At 63.9% G+C, this 22,603-nt stretch carries 3 protein-coding genes; all 3 read right to left on the reverse strand.

The features are described from left to right. A complete protein-coding gene (gene macA, locus ACTJK7_RS25610; protein WP_323151818.1) occupies positions 1–1,149 on the reverse strand; it encodes a macrolide transporter subunit MacA in 1,149 nt (382 codons plus the stop codon). Between the two features lie 66 nt (positions 1,150–1,215). Beyond that, positions 1,216–9,516: an amino acid adenylation domain-containing protein gene (locus ACTJK7_RS25615; RefSeq protein WP_440780853.1), complete on the reverse strand. Its 8,301-nt coding sequence runs from the start codon at positions 9,514–9,516 to the stop codon at positions 1,216–1,218. After that, complete coding sequence (locus tag ACTJK7_RS25620) at positions 9,513–22,511, reverse strand: amino acid adenylation domain-containing protein (protein WP_440780852.1); 12,999 nt, start codon at positions 22,509–22,511, stop codon at positions 9,513–9,515. The genes ACTJK7_RS25615 and ACTJK7_RS25620 overlap by 4 nt, the downstream gene beginning before the upstream one ends. Positions 22,512–22,603 lie beyond the last annotated feature (92 nt).

Below are 22,603 nucleotides of genomic sequence, written 5' to 3' on the forward strand. Positions count from 1 at the left end.
TCATGCCCCTGCCACTTTCGCCACCGGATCACCGATCACCACCCGGTCGCCTTCGGCCAGGCCGTCGTTGACCTGCACCTTGACGTTGTTGTTGATCCCGGTCTGCACGTTGCGCGACTGCGCCTGGCCCTTGGCGTCCAGCACCCGCACCGGGAAGCTGCCATCGCTGTTGCGTGGGCCCAACGCGGCGACCGGAATCGTCAGCACCGACTTGGCGGTGTCGAGCACCACACGCACCTGAGCGGTCATGGAAATACGCAAACGGTGATCGGGATTCGGCACCTCGAACAGCGCGTTATAGAACACCGCGGTGTTCTGTTTCGGCGTGCCGGCGGGCGGCGTTTCCAGGAAGTTCTGCGGCGCAGGTTCGGTACCGCGCAGTTTGCCGTAATAACGTTTTTCCTCGCCGAGAATGGTGAAGTACACCTCCTGCCCCGGTGCGATGTGAATGACATCGGCCTCCGACACCTGAGCCTTGACGGTCATGGTGTCCAGGTCCGCCAGTTTCAGCAGGATCGGCGCCAGCTGGTTGGCGATCACGGTCTGGCCTTCCTGAGTCACGATGCCCACCACGTCGCCGTCGATGGGCGCGACGATCCGTGTGTAGGCCAGATTGACCTTGGCGGTGTCGATCTGGATGTGCGCGCTTTTGATTTGCGCATCCAGCGACATCAGGTTGGCCTGCTGCACTTCGTAGTTCGACTGCGCGGTTTCGAAATCCTGCCGCGAGATCGAGGCGTCCTCCTGCAGGTTCTGATAGCGCTCGTAGATCGCCTTGGTCTGGCGCAACTGAGCCTGGGTCGCCCGGCGCTGGGCTTGCAGGTTTTCCTCATCGACCTGTGCCTGACGCAGGGTGTTCTGCAGCACCAACGGGTCGATTTCCGCCAGCCACTGGCCCTTCTTGACCTTGTCGCCAACCTTGACCTTCAGCGACTTCAACTGGCCAGAAACCTGGGCACCGACGTCCACCTGCTTGATGCCCTCCAGCAGACCGGTGGCCAGCACTGCGTTTTCAATGTCAGCGCGTTCGACCGTGGCGGTCAGGTATTGCGGTGCTTCGGCCGGCGCCTGCACCGTGTAGAACACCAACCCGGCCACCAGCGTCAACGCGACTCCCAGACCGACTTTGCGCACCTTCGACTGTTCCATAAATGACCACAATTCCGTTCAGGGTTGAGCCCGGCCAGCGGCCGGGTTCCAGGATAAAAACGTCAATCAGGACAACACTTGCCCCGCCGCCACCGTCAGCCCGTCATGCCACCACGCCGCGAGACTGAAGACGTTGGGTGCCTTGAGAATCGTGAAGTGGTTGCCCGGGCCGTACCACACCGCCAGATCCCTGGCCTCACGCTGCCAGCCTTCGAGCATCGCCGCCTGTTCGCGCCGGTTGCCCGAGGCGTCCAGCGTCGGGTCGTCCACCAGCGCCAGACGCACCGGACCGGTGTAGGCCAGCGCCGGCCGATAAACCGTGCGCAGCGCGGTGGCGAAGGTGCGCACCGGGCCGTGCATCGCATCGGCTGATGCACGTTCGGACAGCACACCCGCGCGCACCATCCCCTCGTGCAGCAGGCGCATTTGCGTGCTGTCGTCGGCTTCGGCGAAGGACAGCGCATCGATGCCCAGAGACTTGCCGCTGGACAGTTGCAGCGACTCGATCAGGCGTAACGACGCCGCCGTCGTGGTGTACGGCTTGCCCACCACGCTGTTGCCGCCCGGTGATTCGCTGTCGATCAGGCTCAGGGACGCCACCTCGCGTCCCGCCGCCTGCAGCTGAGCTGCCATGGCGTAGGCCACCCAGCCACCGAACGAATGCCCGATCAGATGCACCGCCCCCTGCGGGTACAACTGCTCAAGCGCCCGTACATAGAACGTGGCGGCGCTTTCAACCCGGCTGTGCGGCACCGTCGCGCCGTCGAGGCCTCGCGGTTGCAGCCCATGAATCGGCCACTCCGGCCCCAGCGCCTCGGTCAGGTGGATGAACCCGGTGACACTGTCGCCGGCCCCCGGCACGCAGAAAATCGGTGCATGCCCGGTGTGACCGGTCTGAATGGTCAGGATCGGCTGATACGCCGCTGGCGCTGGCGCAGTTGCCGTTTCCAGCGCCTGAGTCAGGGCCTGCCCCAGCGCCTGAACGTGCGGTGCTTTCATCATGCTCTGGTGATCGCCCGGTACGTCGATGCAGTTCAGCTTCACACCTGGCAATTCTTCTGCCCAACCGCGCGTGGGGCTGAGTCGTGACATTGGCGCCGAACGCTCCGTGGCACGCAGCAGATGCAATGGCAAACCGATCGGGTTGATCCGGTAATGGGCCAACGCATGCCCGTGGGCCACTTCCCGGTCGAGGTATTGCCAGGCATCCGCTGCCGAGACAGCTGCCAGCTCGGGTCTGAGCAACTGCTGCTCGTGACAGTGGTTGAACAAATCGGCGAACGCCCACTGCTCAAGTTCGGTCTGCAACACGGCCAGACGCGCCAGTGCTTGCTGCTCCTGTGTCTCGTGCCCGGCCCAATGCGCCGTGCAATGCAAAAGCAATTGGCGCTTGTGCACATGTGCATCGTTCCACTGCGCCTTGTTCGGATCGGCCAGGCGCGGCACATAGGTGTCGATCAGCCCGACGAACGCCACTGACTCGTCCATCCCGAGCAGTTGCGCCGCGATTTCATAAGCCAGCACGCCACCGAACGACCAGCCGGCAAGCCGATAGGGGCCGTGGGGTTGTCTGGCGCGGATCACCTCGACCAGCCGGGCCGCCAGGCACTCCATGGTGCGCAGTTGCGCCATACCGGGATCGATACCCGGCAAGCCGTAAATCGGGAACTCGCCGCCGATGTGCAGGCCCAGCGCCGGGAAATACAGGTCACGGCCACTGAACTCATGCACCAGGAACAACGGCGTGCCTTGGTCACTTGCACGCACCACGACCACGCCGTCATGCAGCGGCACAGCGTCGCTGCGCTGACACAGCAGCGTGGCAGTCCCCTCGACCGTGGGATGCTGGAACAGCTCGGCCAACGAAATCGGCCTGTCGGACTTTTGCATCAGATCGACAAGCCGCACCGCCAGCAGCGAATGCCCGCCCAGTTCGAAGAAGTTGTCATGGCGGCCTACCCGCTCGACTTGCAACACTTGCGCCCAGAGCCCGGCCAGTGATTCCTCAAGAGGATTGGCCGGCGCTTCATAGTCACGCATGACCAGCGCTTGGTGTGTCGGCGCCGGCAACGCTTTGCGATCGACCTTGCCGTTGTTGTTCAGCGGCAGGCTCTCCAGCGCCACCCAGGCGGTCGGCACCATGTACTCCGGTAACCTGGCTTGCAGCAGCGCGCGCAGTGTGGCGCCCTGCAATGCAGGATCGTGCGCCGTGTAATAGGCCACCAGACGCGTTGGTTCCTGTCCGTCGCGTCGGGCCAGAACCACCGCTTCCTTGACCCCCGGACAGCTCAACAGACGGTTTTCGATTTCTCCGAGCTCAATGCGGAAGCCGCGGATCTTCACCTGGTCATCGTTGCGGCCGATGCATTCCAGTCGCCCCGGCGCCTGCCAGCGCACCAGGTCGCCCGTGCGATACATCAAGGCCTGCGGATTGTCGCTGAACGGATCACGGAGGAATTTCTCGGCACTCAGTCGAGGCCGATTCAGATAGCCCAGCGCTACCCCCTGACCACCGATGTACAACTCGCCGGTGACGCCGAACGGCACCGGTTGTTGCCGGTTATCCAGCACATACACGCGGGTATTGCCGATGGGGCCGCCAATCGAAACGCTGTCCGCATCCGGCGCCACCTCACGCACTTCGAAGGTGGTGGCGTACGTCGTGGTTTCGGTCGGGCCATAACAATGCACCAGGCGCAGGTCCGGTGCTTCGGCGAGCAGCTTTCGAAACGCCGCCGGATCGCCACGCTCCCCACCGCACAGCAGGATGCGCAGCCCTTTGAGCGCCTCGGGAATCAATTGCACGTACTGATTGAACAACGCGGTGGTGACGAAGAGGATTGTCGCCCCGCAGCGCTTCAGTTCCCGACCGAATGCCTGCGGGTCGAGCAAGGTCGCATGATCGATGACGGCCACCTGGCCACCGTTGAGCAAGGCGCCCCAGATATCCATGGTGCTCGCATCGAACGCCGGGTTCGAAGCGAATGCCACCCGGTCACTCGAGTTGAAATCGGCGTAGCCGCAATCGATCACAAGGCGGGTAATGCCGCGATGCGGCACCATGACCCCCTTCGGGGTGCCCGTGGAGCCCGAGGTGTACATGATGTACGCCAAGGCCTCCGAGGACTGAGGCACGTCCGGGTTGTGCGAAGGACTCTCGGCAAGCGCCAGGGTATCCAGATCCATTCGCCGTACCGGGTACTCGATGACCTGACCGCTGCCGGTCAACAGCGCGACCGCCTGACAATCCTGCACCATGAATGCCTGACGCTCGGCTGGTGCGTGGATATCCAGTGGCACATAGGCCGCCGCACACTTGATGATCGCCAACTGCGCGACCAACAGCTCCAGCGAGCGTGGCAACAGAATCGCCACATGATCGCCAGGCCGTACACCTTGAGCGATGAGATGATGAGCCAGGTCGTTGGCGCTGCGGTTCAGTTCTGCGTAACTCAACACCTGCGTCCCGTGCACCGCCGCGACGGCTTGCGGATGCTCGGCGGCCTGCATCTCGAATACACGGTGCACGGTCAGCACTTGCGGACTGTTCCGCGCGGTGGCGTTGAATTCGTCGAGCAACTGCGTGCGTTCCTGATCCTCGATTATCTGCGCGTGTTCCAGCACGGCCTGGTCGTTGTTGACCATGGCCTGCAACAGGCGCTGGAAGTAACCGGCATAACGCCGTGCCGTCTCCTCATCGAAGAGCGCTGTGGCGTACTCCATCCAGCCATTTATCCCGTTGGGCGATTCACCCAGGGTCAGGGTCAGGTCGAACTTGGCGAAGTGACTCGGCTCCGCCACCGCTTCCAGGGTCAGATCTCCCAGCGCCAACACCGGTCCGTCGCTGTTGCGCCAGTTGAACATGGTCTGGAACAACGGGCTGTGGGCCAGGCTGCGGGCCGGGCGGGCAATTTCGACCACTTGCTCGAAGGGCAGGTCCTGATGGGCCTGGGCCTGCAGGGTCAGCGCCTTGACCCGCGCCAGCAGCGCTTCGGTACTCAACTCACCGGAGGTATCAATGCGTAACGCCAGGGTGTTGACGAACAACCCGATCAGTCCGTCGATTTCGGCCCGGAAACGGTTGGCCACCGGCGAGCCGACCACGACGTCCGATTGCCCGGCCAAACGACCGAGCAGCATCGCCCACGCGCTCAGCATCGTCATGTACAGCGTCACGCCATGGCGCTGGCTCAAGGCTTTGAGCCCGGCGCTCAAACGCTCGTCCAGGCACACTTCGACGCTGCTGCCGGCGTAATCCTGTTGCGGTGGCCGCGGTCGGTCGGCAGGCAACGTCAGCAAGGCAGGCGCATCGGCCAGCGTGCGTTGCCAGTATTCGCTCTGGCGCTGCAGAACCTCCCCGCTCAGCCAACGTCGCTGCCAGACGGCATAGTCGGTGTATTGCAACGCCAGCGGCGGCAAAGGGTCCGCCAACCCCTGACTGAAAGCCTGATACAGCGCCATCAGCTCGCGGGTCAGCACCTCCATCGACCAACCGTCGGAGATGATGTGATGCAAGGTGATCAGCAACACATGGTGATCGTCGGCCATACGCACCAGTCGTCCGCGAATCAACGGATCGTCCTGCAGGTCGAACGGGCCGGAAGCTTCCCCCTGAATCAGCGCCTGCAAGGCTTCGTCGGCCTGCGGGTGCTGGCGCAGGTCCTCGACCCGCAGCAGCACACCGCTGTCGGGCGGAGTAATCAACACCTGGGCTTCGCCGTTGTACGGCGTGAAACGGCTGCGCAGGCTTTCGTGCCGGGCGACAATCCGGGCCAGCGCCCGTTGCAGTGCATCGGCGTCGAGCACACCGCGCAGACGCAGACCGATCGGAATGTTGTAAGCCGTGTTGGCACCTTCCATCTGCGCCAGAAACCAGAAGCGCTGCTGGGAAAACGACAGCGGCAATACACCGTCCCGAGGTACCGGAAGGATCGGTGGCTGCGTCGAGCGTCCGGCCCGGGCAAGCGACTGCGCCACCGACGCCAGCTCGGCATTGGCGAACAACTCGCCGAGCGCAAGCTCCACGCCCAGCCGCTGACGCACTTGCGCGACCATGCGCATGGCCAGCAGCGAATGGCCGCCCAGCTCAAAGAAATGATCCTGTCGGCCTATCCGTTCAACCTGCAGAACCTCGGCCCAGATCTGCGCCAGCGTGCATTCCAGCTCGCCTTGCGGCGCCTCGTATTCGCGTATGAGCAGAGCCGTGCGCTCCGGCAAAGGCAAGGCTTTGCGGTCCAGTTTGCCATTGGCGGTGAGCGGCAGGCTGTCGAGCCGGACGAACGCGACCGGCACCATGTACTCGGGCAACTGGCCCAGCAGATGCTCGCGCAGTTGCGCCACAGCCAGTGGCTGCACCTGCGCCTGCTCGGTGAAATAGGCCACCAGCCGTGGTTGTCCGGGCTCATCTTCACGGGCCAGCAGCACCACTTCCTGAATGCCGGGAAGCTGCTGCAGACGGCTTTCGATTTCCCCCAGTTCGATGCGCATGCCGCGGATTTTCACTTGATCATCGTTGCGCCCCAGGTATTCGATCGTCCCGTCCGGGCGCCAGCGGGCAAGGTCACCGGTGCGATACAGACGCGCATTCGGGCGTTGACTGAACGGGTCCGGCAGAAAGCGTTCAGCGGTCAGTTGAGCACGGTTCAAATAGCCACGCGCCACGCCTGCGCCACCGATATACAGCTCTCCGGACACACCGATCGGCACCGGACGCTGTTGCTCGTCGAGCAGATACACCGAGGTATTGCTCACCGGTTTACCGATGTGCAGCGCCTCCCCCGCCTCGATCCGTCCGGACGTTGCGACTACGGTGGCTTCGGTCGGGCCATAGTTGTTGATCACATCGAAATGCTGATTGCGCGAAAACTGACGCAAGCGGTCGCCGCCGATCAGCAAGGTGCGCAATGTCGGGTGCTCGAGATGCCGGCTGAAGGCGTATTCGGCGACCGGCGTCGGCAGGAAACTCACGTCCAGCGGTTGCGCGCACCACCAGGCCAGCAGCCCGTCGACGTCTTCGCCGCCGTCCTGCGCAGGTGCCAGGTGCAGGGTCGCGCCGACGCACAGAGCTGGCCAGACTTCCCATGCCATTGCGTCGAAGCCGAACCCGGCCAGACTCGACGTATGGCGACCGGCACACAGGTCAAAGGCGTTGCTGTGCCAGTCGACCAGATTGGCCAGTGTCTGGTGTTCGACCATCACGCCCTTGGGCAAACCGGTGGAGCCCGAGGTGTAGATCACATAAGCCAGGTTCGCCTCGGACAGACCTGGTACCACGGGGTTTGCGTCATTGCCGGAGCGCCAGGTGCGCGGATCAAGATCGAGTACCGGCAGCTCCTGTCCCGGCAGCCGTGCGAGCAGGTCACTTGAAGTCAGAATCGCCACTGGCTCGCAATCGCTCAGCAGATAATTCAGGCGTTCGGCCGGATGCGCGGGGTCGATCGGCACATACCCGGCGCCTGCCTTGAGGACGGCGAGCAATCCGGCCAGGGTATCCAGCCCTCGCCGGGCGACAATGGCTACCCGGTCATCCGGTTGCACGCCCAGTTCGATCAAGCGATGTGCCAGAAGGTTGGCCTGGCGGTTCAGTTCGTGGAACGTCAGTTGCTTGTCCAGGTGCACCGCCGCCAGCGCTTGCGGTCGCGCGACGACCTGCGCCTCGAAGCGTTGATGAATCGTCTGTCCGCGAACGTATTCGACATCGCTGGCGTTGAACCCCGTCAACAGCTGTTCGCGCTCCGGGGCGGGCAACACCGACAGTTGACTCAGCGGCGTATCCGCCGCGTGCTCCAGCGCCTGCAACAGGTTTTCCATGGCACACACCATATAGCCGCAGATCCGCTGCGCCTCGACTTCACGACTGGCCAGCAGCGTCAGGCTGAAGTGATCGCCAAAGTCATCGATGCTCAAGGTCAGCGGGTAATTGGTGCGTTCCTCCGCATGCAGGACGCTGATCCCCTCCCAGGCCGAGAGCGCTTCGGCACTGGCATTGGCGCTCGAGGTGCTGTGCCGATAATTGAGCAGTGAACTGAACAGCGGCGATGACCCGACCACCCCGCTGCAACGCTGGGCCAGCACCAGCGGGGCGTGCTCATGGCGCATCAGACGGGTCAGACGTGCATGGGTGGCCTTCACCGACTCACCCGCTGCCAGCGCGTCGACCTCGACCCGCAGCGGCAAGGTGTTGATGAAAATGCCCAGCGCGCGGTCGGTCGACTCCGCCCCTTGCATCCGCCCCATCAGCACGGTACCGAACACAACAGCAGATTTTCCGGTGAGTGCGTTGAGGACCTGCCCCCAGCCGAGATGGAACAGACTCGCGACACTCACCCCGAGCGACCGGGCACTGGCTCGCAGGCGCTGCCCCAGCAACGGGTCAAGTGGCACACCGCACTCTTCGATGTCGCTGCCGTCGCCATGCACGCCTTGCAGGCCGAACGGCAACGTCGGCTCGTCGATGTCACCGAGCATCTCGCGGAAAAAAACCTCGTGCTCCGACTCGCTGATGCCTAGCCGCGCCTGGGCGACATAATTGCGAAACGGTACGGGCGCTCCCAGTCTGGTGCTCTGTCCTGACAGGCACGCCTGCATTTCCTCGCTGACCACCGCGAGCGCCGAATGATCCATTGCCATGTGGTGAAACAGCAATATCGCGACGATACGCCCGGTGCCTGCATCCCAGGCATGGGCCAGGCGCAATAGCGGCGCGCGTGTCACGTCGAGACGAAAGTGCCGGGCGTCGAATCGCGCATGCAACTGCTCCAGGACATCGCCTTGAGCCGCATCAAGCTGCACGTTTTCCAAAGGTAACTCGACACTTCGCAGGACGACCTGCACCGGCGTGTCCAGTCCTTCCCAAACGATGGCGGTGCGCAGAATGTCGTGGCGCTCGATGACAGTCTGCAGGGCCTGGACGAATGCCTCGAACCGCTCGGGTCCGCTGAACGCGAATTTCGCCTGCATCACATACGGATCACCCTGTGCAGCGCTCGCGTGGTGGTAGAGGATGCCCTCCTGCAACGGCGTCAGCGGATAGATGTCCTGGACGTTGGCGCCGCCGCCAGGGATCTGCGCGACAATTTGATCGAGGGTGTCCTGGTTCAGGTCAACCATTGTCAGCATCGCCGGGGTGACCCGTGTTGTGCCCGGTGAAATGCCATTGACCGGCACTGCAACCTGCCCCTCTCGTGCGGCCGAGTAACCGCCCGCCTCGATCAGCTCGATCAATGCCGGTTTGTGCTCGCGTAATGCAGCCAGCAACGCCGGTTCACTCAGGGCCTGCTTGTTGCCATTGACCCGCAACTGCCCGTCCGTGATTGCCAACTGGATGTCTTTTGTCTTCAGCGTCGCCAACAGTTCATTCAGGTTCACAGGACGATCTCCATTCTTTCCGTGATAGCCGCGTAACCAGCCAGAGTCGGTTGCTCGAACAACGTCCGGACATCGGCTTCGATACCTGCCTGTTGCAGGCGCCCGATCAGGCTGACCGCCAGCAACGAATGCCCTCCCAGCTCAAAGAAATGGTCTTGCCGCCCGACGCGCTCGACTTTGAGCAATTCGCACCACAGTCGCGCAAGGAGAACTTCCATCTCGCCGACCGGCTCTTCGTATTCGCGGTGACTGACCGCAGCCTGATCCGGTGCGGGCAATGCCTTGCGATCCACCTTGCCGTTGGGACTCAGCGGCAGGCGGTCTAGCGCGACGAATGCCGACGGCACCATGTAATCCGGCAAACGTGCGAGCAGGTGTTCGCGCAACACCTCGATCCCCGGTTGCCCCGCCTCGGCGCTACAGGTGAAGTACGCCACCAGACGCTCCTCACGCACCAGCACCACGGCTTCGCGCAGCGCCGGATGGCTGAGCAGTTGCGCCTCGATTTCACCCGGTTCCAGACGCAGGCCACGCAGCTTGACCTGGAAGTCGTTGCGCCCGATGAATTCGAGCTGCCCATCGGTGCGATAGCGCACCCGGTCGCCCGTGGCGTATAGCCGATCGCCGGCCACGAACGGGCTCGGGATAAATCGTTCGGCCATCAACTGCGGCAACCCCAGGTAGCCCCGCGCAACCCCGGCACCGCCAATGAACAACTGACCGATCACGCCCATCGGTACCGGCCGCTCGGCAGCATCGAGTACATACAGACGGGTGTTGTTGATCGGCCGTCCGATCGGCAACGCGCTGTCCGGTACCGGCATCGACGGCTCCAGCGTCCACACCGTGCTGTCGACCGTGGCTTCAGTCGGGCCGTAAACGTTGTGCAGACGCACCTGCGGTAAACGCTCACGTACCAGACGCGCCAGCGCCGGCGTCAGGTCGCCACCGCCACAGAACACGTCGGTGAGGCTGCTGCACTGGCTGACGTCATCCTGCTCGAGGAACTGTTGCAACAGCACCGGCACGAACTGGATCACGCTGATCTGCTGCTCGCGAATCACCTGCGCCAGATACGCCGGCTCGCGGTGCCCGTCAGGACGCGCCAGCACCAGACGCAACCCGGCGCTCAGCGGCCAGAACAGTTCCCAGACCGAGGCGTCGAAACTGAACGGGGTCTTCTGCAACAGGGCGCCGTCCGCCACGACGGGACACAGCTGCGAACTCCAGTGCAGCAGGTTGCCGACGCCACGATGCTCGACCATCACCCCTTTCGGCGCACCGGTCGAACCGGAGGTGTAGATCACGTAAGCCAGGTTCGAAGCGCTCAGGTTCGGCACTTGCGGGTTGTCATCCGGGTTGAATGTCCAGTGGTCCTGATCCAGATCGATCACCCGCGCGGTGCTCTCGTCGAGCAAGGCGCGAGTCGCCCCATGCACCAGCACCGCCACCGGGGCGCTGTCCTTGAGCATGTAATCCAGACGCTCCTTCGGATACGCCGGATCCAGCGGCACATAGGCACCGCCGGCCTTGAGGATACCGAGCAGACCGACGATCAGTTCCAGCCCGCGCTCGACACAGATTGCCACCCGCGAATCCGGCCCCACGCCCAGCTCGCGCAGGTGATGCGCCAGTCGGTTGGCTTGAGCGTTGAGCTCGGCGTAGGTCAGCCGCTGTTCACCGGCCTGCAAAGCAACGGCTAGTGGCGTGCGTTGCACTTGCACCTCGAACAGCCCGTGAACGGTTTGCTCCAGATTGTCGGCGGTGCCGGTGACGTTAAGGTCGTAAAGCACCCGCTGACGTTCTTCGCCGTCAAGGATCGGCAAGCGGTTCAGCGGCTGATCCGGTGCCTGTTCCAGAGCATCCGCCAGTGTCTCCAGCGCGGTCTGCATGTAGTCGCAGATCCGCTGCGAACCGATGCTCGTCGGGGTCATGGCGGTGAGCACAAAACCGCTGCCCAGATCATCGACGCCCATGCTCAATGGATAGTTAGTGCGTTCTTCGCTGCTCAGGGTCTCGATGCCCTGCCAGGCCTGACGCACGCTTTGCTGTTGCGCCTCGTCGGCGCTGTGCCGGTAATTGAGCATCGAACTGAACAGCGGCGACGGCGCGGCCACGCCGCTGCAACGCTGGGCCAGCGCCAGTGACGCGTGTTCATGGCCGAGCAGCGCACTGAGCCGCGCATGCGTCTCCCGAGCGCCTTCGCGCACCGGGGTTGCCCCCAGATCGACCCGCAGTGGCAAGGTGTTGATGAACATCCCCAACGCCCGGTCGGCCCCGTTGCCGCCCTGCATCCGGCCCATCAGCACCGTGCCGAACACCACCCGCTCCTGTCCGGACGTCGCCGCCAGCACCTGCGCCCACGCGAGGTGGAACAGGCTGGCCACGCTGATGCCCAGTTGCCGCGCGAGACTGCGCAGACGCTGGCCGGTGGCGGCGGTCAGGGCCTGTTGTGTTTCCTCGATGTCGCGACCGTCTCCCTGCACATCCTGCAAGCCGAAAGGCAGGGTCGACTCGTCGATGTCGGCGAGCATTTCCCGGAAGAACACCTCGTGCTCCTGCTCGCTGACACCCAGCCGCGCCTGCGCCACGTAGTTGCGGTAAGGCACGGCCGCGCCCAGCGAAGCCTCATGCCCTTGCAGGCAGGCGAGCATTTCCTGTTGCACCACATCCAGCGCGGTGTGATCGAGCACGAGATGGTGGAACAGCAACATCGCGACCACCCGACCGTGGGCTGGATCACGGGCATACACCAGACGCAGCAACGGTGCCTGGCTGATGTCGAGGCGGTAGTGCCGGGCATCGAAATGCTCGTGCAACTGCTCGAGAACGTCGCCATCCGCCGGGTCGAACAGGATCTCCTGCACCGGCAACTCGACGTGACGCCATACCACTTGCATCGGCTCGGCCAGTTTCTGCCAGATCACCGCCGTGCGCAGGATGTCGTGGCGTGCAATGACCTTGCGCAGCGCCGCCGCGAAGCTGTCGAGCCGCTCGAGGCTGTCGAAGGCCAGCCACGATTGCAGCAAGTACGGGTCGCCCTGCTCCGCGCTCAAGTGGTGATAAAGGATGCCTTCCTGCAACGGCGCCAGCGGATAAATGTCCTGCACATTGGCAGCGCCACCCGGCACCGTGGCAACGATCCGGTCGATGCTTGGCTGATCCAGTTCGGTCAGGCTCAGCAACTCCGGAGTGATGCGGGTGCAGTCGGCAGGAATGCGGTTGGCCGGCACTTCGATCTCGCGCCCGCTGCCCACCGCAGCCGCCAGGGCGGCCAGGGTCGGCTGGCTGAACAGCACGCGCACGTCGGTGTTGAGGCCGATCTGGCGCAGGCGTTCGATCAGGGTGACGGCAAGCAGCGAATGGCCGCCCAGTTCGAAGAAGTTGTCGTGGCGTCCGACCTGCTCCAGTTTCAACACATCGGCCCAGATCTGCGCCAGCGCAGTTTCCACCGCGCCTTGCGGGGCTTCGTATTCACGGCTGAGCCAGGCGCTCTGATCCGGATCCGGCAAGGCCTTGCGGTCGAGTTTGCCGTTGGCGGTCAGCGGCAAGGCGTCGAGGCGCACGTAAGCCGCCGGGATCAGCGCTTGTGGCAAGCGGGTTTGCAGATGATTGCGCAGGGCTTCGACATCGGTCGGCGCACGCTCGGTGAACCACACCAGCAATTGCCCGTCGCGTACCAGCGCTACTGCGTCCTGCACTGCCGGATGACTGGCCAGCGCTGCTTCGATTTCCCCCAGTTCGACCCGCACACCGCGCAGTTTGACCTGATCGTCGTTGCGGCCCAGGTATTCGATGTTGCCATCTGCCAGCCAGCGTGCGAGGTCGCCAGTGCGGTACATGCGTCCTTCGTTGAACGGATCCTTCAGGAAGCGTTCGGCGGTCAGCTCGGGACGGTTCAGGTAACCCCGCGCCACGCCGGCGCCGGCGACGTACAACTCCCCCGTCACACCTACTGGCACGGGGCGTTGCTGGTCATCGAGCAAGTAGATACGGGCATTGGCCATCGGCCGGCCGATGTGCAGCGGTTGCCCGACTTCGACCGGACCAGAGGTGGCGACCACCGTGGCTTCGGTCGGGCCGTAGTTATTGATGACCGCGAAAGTCTGTTCGCGGTTGAACTGCCGCAGCTTGTCGCCGCCGATCAGCAAGGTACGCAGGGTCGGGTGTTGCAGCTCGCGGCTGAAGGCGTATTCGGCCACCGGCGTCGGCAGGAAACTCACTTGCAACGGCTGCGCCCGCCACCAGTCGAGCAGTTCGTCCAGATGTTCATTGCTCACCGATTCCGGCGGCAGGTGCAACGTCGCGCCGACGCACAGCGCCGGCCAGACTTCCCAGGCCATCGCATCAAAGCCAAACCCGGCCACGCTGGCGGTGTGGCTGCCGGCGTGCAGGTCGAAGGCGTCGGTGTGCCAGTGGACAAGATTTTCCAGGGTCGCGTGCTCGACCATCACGCCTTTTGGCTGGCCAGTGGAGCCCGAGGTGTAGATCACATAGGCCAGGTTGTCCGGCGTAAAATCGGCGACCTGCGGGTCAGCATCCGACAGGCCTTGCCAGCTCTCATGAGCGAGATCAATCACCGGCACACCTGTCTGATTCGGCAAATCCACGTCGCGAACCAGTACCACTGCCGGCGCACTGTCGGCCAGCATATAAGCGATGCGCTCGGGCGGATAAGCCGGGTCGACCGGTACATAAGCGGCGCCGGCCTTGAGGATCGCCAGCAACCCGACCAGCATCTCCGGGCTGCGTTTGAGACAGATCGCCACTCGCGTATCGGTGGTAACACCTAGCCCCCGCAGATGATGGGCCAGGCGATTGGCGCGCTGGTTCAATTGCCTGAACGTCAGGCGCTGCGTGCCCGCCTGAACCGCCACGGCCTCCGGCGTGCGCGCAACCTGCGCTTCGAACAGACGATGAACACCTTGCGCTGACGGGTAAACCGCCGTGCTCGCGTTGAAGTCGCCAAGCAGCTGCGCGCGCGCCGCCGCTGACAGGACGTTGAGACGTTCAAAGGCCTGTCCGGGGTTGTCAGCCAACGCTGCCGCCAGTTCCGTCAGAGCGCTGTGCATCAGCTCGCAGACCCGCTGCGCCCCCACATGATCCGGGGTCAGCACCGACAGGCTGAAGGCATCGCCCTGGTCATTGATGCTCAGGGTCAGCGGATAATTCGTGCGTCCGTCCTGGGCCAGGAATTCGATGCCCTGCCAGACCGGATCAATCGTCTGTCGCGCAGCGTCGTGGCCGCTGTGTCGATAGTTGAGTACCGCGCTGAACAGCGGCAAAGGCGCGGCCACGGCGCTGCAACGCTGAGCCAGTGCCAGCGAGGCATGTTCGTGTCCCAGCAAAGCCGCCAGCCGCTCATGAACCGTGCGAACCGCTTCACTCACACTCTGTCCGTCTACCTGCACGCGCAGTGGCAAGGTGTTGATGAACATCCCCAAAACCCGATCCGCGCCCTCGCCGCCTTGCATGCGCCCCAGCAGCACGGTGCCGAACACCACGTCCCGGCGTCCGGAAGTCGCCGCCAGCACCCGCGCCCAGGCGAGATGAAACAGGCTCGCGACGCTGACCCCGTATTGCCGCGCCTGGCGACGCAAGTGCCGATTCAATTCCACCGGCAGCGTCAGCGAGTGCTCCTCGATGTTGCGACCATCGCCCTGGACGTCCTGCAAGCCGAACGGCAGGGTCGGCTCGTCAATATCACCGAGCATCTCGCGAAAGAAGCTTTCGTGTTCGTCCTCGCTGATGCCCTGGCGGGCCTGATGGACGTAGTTACGATACGGCGCGGCGGGCGGCAAAGACTCAAGCTGTCCCGGCAGATACACCTGCATGTCCCGGCGAACCACCTCCAGCGCCGTGTGATCCAGCACGACGTGATGGAACAACAACACGCCTGCCACCCGGTCATGCAGCGGATCTTCGGCGTACATCAGACGGATCAGCGGTGCCTGACCGAGGTCGAGGCGATAATCCCGGGCATCGAATCGTGCACGCAACTGATGGAGGATATCGCCATCCAGCGGATTCAGAGCGACCGGTTGCACCGCCAGCGCAGCCTCTCGCCACACCACTTGCTGCGGGCTCGGCAATCCTTCCCAAACCAGACTGGTGCGCAGGATGTCGTGGCGCGCGATCACCTTTTGCAAGGCGTTGGCAAAAGCGTGCAAGCGCTCGACGCTGGCAAAGGCGAGGCATGATTGCAGCAAGTACGGATCGCCCTGCTCTGCGCTCAAGTGGTGATAAAGGATGCCTTCCTGCAACGGCGCCAGCGGATAAATGTCCTGCACGTTGGCGGCACCGCCCGGCACCGTGGCAACGATCCGGTCGATGCTTGGCTGATCCAGTTCGGTCAGGCTCAGCAACTCCGGGGTGATGTGGGTGCAGTTGGCAGGAATGCGGTTGGCCGGCACTTCGATTTCGCGACCGCTGCCCACCGCAGCCGCCAATGCTGCCAGAGTCGGCTGGCTGAACAGCACGCGCACATCGGTGTTCAGACCGATCTGGCGCAAGCGTTCGATCAGGCTCACGGCCAGCAGCGAGTGGCCGCCCAGTTCGAAGAAGTTGTCGTGGCGTCCGACCTGCTCCAGTTTCAACACGTCAGCCCAGATCTGCGCCAGCGCAGTTTCCACCGGGCCGTGCGGGGCTTCGTATTCGCGGCTGAGCCAGGCGCTTTGATCCGGATCCGGCAAGGCCTTGCGGTCGAGTTTGCCGTTGGCGGTCAGTGGCAAGGCGTCGAGGCGCACGTAAGCGGCCGGGATCAGGGCTTGTGGCAAGCGGGTTTGCAGATGATTGCGCAGGGCTTCGATATCGGTCGGCGCACGCTCGGTGTACCACACCAGCAACTGGCCGTCGCGCACCAGCGCTACTGCGTCCTGCACCGCCGGATGGCTGGCCAGCGCCGCTTCGATTTCCCCCAGTTCGACCCGCACACCGCGCAGTTTCACCTGATCGTCGTTGCGGCCCAGGTACTCGATGTTGCCGTCCGCCAGCCAGCGTGCGAGGTCGCCGGTGCGGTACATGCGCCCTTCGTTGAACGGATCTTTCAGGAAGCGTTCGGCGGTCAGATCGGGACGGTTCAGGTAGCCCCGCGCCACGCCGGCACCGGCGACGTACAACTCGCCGGTGACGCCTACCGGCACCGGACGTTGCTGGTCATCGAGCAGATATACCTTGGCGTTGGCCATCGGCCGGCCGATGTGCAGCGGCTGGCCGACTTCGACCGGCCCGGATGTGGCGACCACCGTGGCTTCGGTCGGACCGTAATTGTTGATCACCGCGAAACTCTGTTCGCGGTTGAACTGCCGCAGCTTGTCGCCGCCGATCAGCAAGGTGCGTAGGGTCGGATGTTGCAGCTCGCGGCTGAAGGCATATTCGGCTACCGGTGTCGGCAGGAAGCTGACCTGCAACGGCTGCGCCCGCCACCAGTCGAGCAGTTCGTCCAGGTGCTCGTTGCTCACCGTTTCCGGCGGCAGGTGCAGGGTCGCGCCGGCGCACAGCGCCGGCCAGACTTCCCACGCCATGGCATCGAAACCAAACCCGGCCACGCTGGCGGTGTGGCTGCCGGCGTGCAGGTCGAAGGCGTCGGTGTGCCAGTGCACAAGGTTTTCCAGGGTCGCGTGCTCGACCATCACGCCTTTCGGCTGGCCGGTGGAGCCCGAGGTGTAGATCACGTAGGCCAGATGTGCCGGGGTCAGTTCCGGCAACTGTGGATTGCTGTCCGGCAGATGCTGCCAGGCGTCACTGTCAAGGTTGATCAGCGGCAAGGCGCCCAGCAGGTCGCGGGTGGCCGTCTGTGCCAGTACCGCCACCGGATCGCTGTCCTGCAACAGATAAGTGATCCGTTCTGCCGGATGTGCCGGATCGACCGGGACATAGCCGGCGCCAGCCTTGAGGATCGCCAGCAGCCCGACCAGCATCTGCGGACCACGCTGCACGCAGAGCGCGACGCGATCGTCCGGTTGCACACCGAGGCCGATCAGGTGATGGGCCAAGCGGTTGGCGCGGCGGTTCAAGCCGTCGTAGCTCAGACTTTGCCCGCCCTGCACCACTGCCACAGCGTCGGGTTGGCTCGCCGCTCGCGCTTCAAACAATTGGTGCACCACATGGCCGTGGGCAAAGTCGCGACCGGTGACATTGAAACCGACCAGCACGCGCTGGCGTTCGGCCGCCGACAGGATCGACACCTGATTCATTAACGCATGGCGATCCTGCTCCAGCGCGCTGAGCAAATTGTCCAACGCCGTTTGCAGATAATCGCAGACCCGCGCGCCATCCACGTCGGGCACTGCCTGGACAGAAAGCCGGAAGCCCTGTCCAAGGTCGTCGACGCTGACCACCAGCGGATAGTTGCTGCGCTCACGAGAATCGAGAATCCGGATGCCTTCCCATCCCGGCGTCGCCGTCTGTTGCGCACTGTGGCGATAGTTGAGCAAGGTATTGAACAGCGGTTCTGAACCCGTCACGCCGCTGCAACGTTGGGCCAGCATCAGCGGCGCCTGCTCATGCACCAGCAGTTGCGCCAGACGCTCGTGGGTCGCCCTGACACCCGCCTCCACCGCCATCGCCCCGACATGGACCCGCAGCGGCAGGGTGTTGATGAACATACCCAACGAACGATCGGCGCCCTCTCCCCCCTGCATGCGCCCCAGCAACACCGTGCCGAATACCACCTCCTCGCGCCCGCAGACCTGCGCAAGCACCTGGCCCCAGGCCTGATGCACCAGACTCGCAACACTGATGCCCAGCGTGCGGGCCTGATTGCGCAAGCGCCCGGCAAGACGCTCATCCAGTGCCCGTTCGCTGTCCACGATGCCGGTGCCATCGCCGAGTACATCCCGCAGGCCGAACGCCAGGGTCGGCTCAACGATGTCGCCGAGCATCTCGCGAAAGAACGCCTCATGGGCCTCCGCATTCGAGCCGAGACGAGCCTGAGCGACATAGTTGCGGTATTGCACGGGGGACGGCAGCGCACCGACTTGCCCGTGAAGGGCATCGCTCATCTCGGCCACCAACACCTCAAGCGCGGTGTGGTCGAGGACGATGTGGTGCAACAGCAGGATCCCGACCCAGCGGTTTTGCAACGGGTCTTCGGTGTAGGCAAAGCGCATCAACGGCGCACGCTGCAAGTCCAGGCGATAGTGTCGCGGATCGAAGCGCGCCTGCATTTGCTGCAACACATCACCGTCCTGCGGATCGGCATCCACCCGCTCCAGTGCCAGCGGCGCCGCACGCCACACCACTTGCACCGGCTCCTCGAGGTTTTCCCTGACCACGCTGGTACGCAAGATGTCGTGCCGGGCGATGACACTGTTCAGCGCGCGAACGAACGCCTTGATCTGCGCCAGCCCGTCGAAGGCGAACTGCGCTTGCAGCACGTACGGGTCACCGTCGGCAATGGCCAGATGGTGATAGAGGATTCCCGACTGCAACGGTGCCAGGGCATAGATGTCCTGCACGTTGTCGATACCGCCCTCGACGGTCTCGACGATACGGTCGATGGCCGCTTGATCCAGCGTGGCCAGCGGCAGCATGTCCGGGGTGATGCGGGTGCAACCGGGTTCGATGCGGTTGGCCGGCACGCTGACCGTGGCGTCCCCTCCCAGCGTCGCGGCGAGTGCCGCCACGCTTGGCTGGCCGAACAGCACGCGGACGTCGCACTGCATGTCCTGCTGACGCATGCGCTCGATCAGCTTCACCGCCAGCAGCGAATGACCGCCCAGCTCGAAGAAATTGTCATGCCGGCCCACCCGCTCGAGCCCGAGCAAGGTCTGCCAGATCACAGCGATGCGGGTTTCGATTTCGCCGAGCGGTGCTTCAAATGCCCGCCGGGCGAAGGCTTCGTTGTCCGGCTGCGGCAACGCCCGGCGATCGAGTTTGCCGTTGGCCGTCAGCGGGAAGGCATCGAGGCGCACGAACGCGCCCGGCACCATATGCTCAGCCAGCGATGCCAGCAGGTGATCGCGCAATTGCGCAACGCTCGGTTCGACACCTTCGGCGGCCAGCCAGTAGGCCACCAGACGCGTGTCGCCGGGGCTGTCCTCGCGGGCGATCACCAGCGCATCGCGCACGCCGTCGCAGGCGGCAAGACGTGCCTGGATTTCGCCAAGTTCGATACGGAAACCACGGATTTTCACCTGATCGTCGTTGCGTCCCAGGTATTCGAGTTCGCCCTCCACCGTCCACCGAGCCAGATCGCCGGTCTTGTACAAACGCGCTTCGGCATGCCCGCTGAACGGATCGGCGATAAAGCGCTCGGCGGTCAACGCCTCACGATTCAGATACCCACGGGCAACCCCGGCGCCGCCGACGTACAACTCACCGGTCACTCCGGCCGGCACGGGTTCTCGCCGGGCATCGAGGACGTACAGCTGCAGGTCGGGAATGCGCACGCCGATCGGACTGCTGGCGGTCAATTGCGCGTCTGCCGCCACCAGCGGTCGATAGGTCACATGCACCGTGGTTTCGGTGATGCCGTACATGTTCACCAGCCGGGTGCCGGCGTTACCGACCCGCGCATACCAGGGTTTGAGCGATCCCGGATCCAGTGCCTCACCGCCAAAAATCACTTCGCGCAGCGAATGCTGCAACGGGCTGCGGCCCTGCGCGGCGACCAACTGGCGGAACGCGCTTGGTGTCTGGTTGAGTACGGTGACACCCGAGCGGCAGAGCAACGCATAGCACTCGTCCGGCGAGCGACTGATGTGTTGCGGCACCACCAGCAACTGTCCGCCGTACGCCAGCGCACCCCAGATTTCCCAGACCGAGAAGTCAAAGGCAAACGAATGGAACAACGCCCAGACGTCTTGCGCATTGAACCGGAACCAATCGTGGGTCGCGCCAAACAGGCGTGCCACGTTGCGGTGCTCGACCATCACCCCTTTGGGCAGCCCGGTGGAGCCAGAGGTGTAGATCACGTAGGCCAGATGCGCCGGATTCAAGTCCGGGATCTGCGGGTTGAATTCAGGTTCGGTCTGCAAATCGTCGTTATCGAGGTCGATCTGCGGCACGGGTAGCCCGGCAATCCGATCCAGAGTCGCGGCCTGCATCAGCACCGCCACCGGCGCACTGTCTTGCAGGGTGAAGGTGATGCGCTCCAGCGGATAAGCCGGATCGATCGGCACATAACCGGCGCCCGCCTTGAGCACACCGAGCAGGCCGACGATCATTTGCGGACCGCGCTCAACGCAGATCGCTACCCGGTCATCCGGACGAATGCCGAGGGCGAGCAAACGGTGGGCCACTTGGTTGGCCTGGCGGTTGAGGGCTTCATAAGTGTAAGTACGGCCCTCGAACAGCAAGGCGACCGCCTCGGGCCGGGTGTGCGCATGGGCTTCGAATTGCTGATGGATCAAAGGCGTGTCGGCAAACTTCGCCTTTGGTGTATTGACGCCATGCAGCCAGTGTTCTCGCTCGGCAGGCGGCAGTATGTTCAGGCTGTGCAATGCGGCTTGCGGATCGTTCTGCAACGCATCGACGAGACTTTCCAGTGCCGTGCGCAGGTAGCCGGCGATGCGTGAGGCGCCAAGCGTCACGTCGGCCAGCACCGTGATGCGCAGGTCCTGACCAAGGTCATCGATGTTGACCGTCAACGGGTAATTGGTGCGCTCGCGGGCGCCCAACACGTGCACCCCCGGCGACAGCTCGATCACCTCGGCGACTTCCTCCACGCTGCTGTGGCGGTAGTTGAGCATGGCGCTGAACAGCGGCGTCGGCACCGCCACGGCGCTGCAACGCTGGGCCAGCGCCAGGGACGCCTGCTCATGGGCGAGCAGCGCGGTCAGGCGCCGGTGCGTCGCCAACACGCCGTCATGAACGCTCGACCCGCCGACATCCACCCGCAAAGGCAGCGTATTGATGAACATCCCCAAGGCCTGTTCGACACCGTCAGCCGCGTTCATCCGGCCCAGCAGAACGGTGCCGAACACCACCACCGAGCGCCCGCACAGCTGACCCAGCACCCGCGCCATGGCCAGGTGCATCAGGCTCGCCACGCTCACCCCCGATTGTCGCGCGTGGGTACGCAGGCGCTGGCTCAGATCGCTGTCGAGCATGCACGAAACTTCCTCGATGCCCTGCCCGTCACCTTGTACATCGTGCAAGCCACCGGGCAGCGTCGGCTCGTCGATGTCGCCGAGCATCTCGCGGAAAAAGTCTTGATGCGCTTGCTCATCCGACCCCAGACGTGCCCTCGCCAGGTGGTCGCGAAACGGCACCGCCCTCGCGACTTCGGCATCGCGGCCTGACAGGTAGGCCTGAATTTCCCGGCGTACCACATCGAGCGCGACGTGATCCATGATCATGTGATGGAACAGCAACAATGCGACCACCCGGTCGTTGGCCGGATCCTCGGCGAACACCAGCCGCAGCAACGGGGCCTGTTGCAGATCGAGGCGGAAGTATTGTGGGTCGTGGCGTGCCAGCAATTGCGCGAGTACATCCTCACGGTCATTCAGATCGACTTCCTCACAGACCAGCGGGGCTTCACGCCAGACCACCTGCACAGGTTCGTCCAGATGCTCCCAGAGGATGGCGGTGCGCAAAATGTCATGGCGCTCGATCACCCGACGCAACGCTTCGGTGAATGCCTCCAGCCGTTCGCGACTGTCGAACGTGAACCGCGCCTGCGACACATAGGGATCCCCCTCCGGCGCGGAGAGATGGTGATAAAGCAACCCCTCCTGCAGCGGCGCCAGCGGATAGATGTCCTGCACATTCACCACGCCGCCCGGCACGGTGGCGACGATACGGTCGATGGCCGACTGATCCAGCTGCACCAGCGGCAGCATGTCCGGGGTGATGCGCAGCGCCGGGCTCGACCAGTCGCCGCCGTGGCTCGCCACCAGCTCCAGCAACTGCGCCTTGTGTTTGGCGAGGCTGTCCCACAACGCATCGTCCAGTGCGTCGTCATCGCCCAGAATGACCAGGTCTTCATCGTCCTGTTGAAGGCGGATCGCATGGGTGGAAATAACAGCCATCAGCTCGCGAAATTGCATGGGGGTAACCTGCTGTAAATTCAGAAAAAAGGAGCGCGCAGCGGCGAGTCCGTACGGCGGCGCGCAGCCTGGAAAAGCTAAAACATCGGGGC

The organism is Pseudomonas sp. 22085 (assembly GCF_052045815.1).
GTDB classification, from domain to species: Bacteria; Pseudomonadota; Gammaproteobacteria; order Pseudomonadales; family Pseudomonadaceae; genus Aquipseudomonas; species Aquipseudomonas glycinae.

What these genes read in the sequence shown, in the direction of transcription:
- macA (WP_323151818.1), bottom strand. Translation starts at nt 1,149, where the DNA reads ATGGAACAGTCGAAGGTGCGCAAAGTCGGTCTGGGAGTCGCGTTGACG.
- ACTJK7_RS25620 (WP_440780852.1), bottom strand. Translation starts at nt 22,511, where the DNA reads ATGCAATTTCGCGAGCTGATGGCTGTTATTTCCACCCATGCGATCCGC.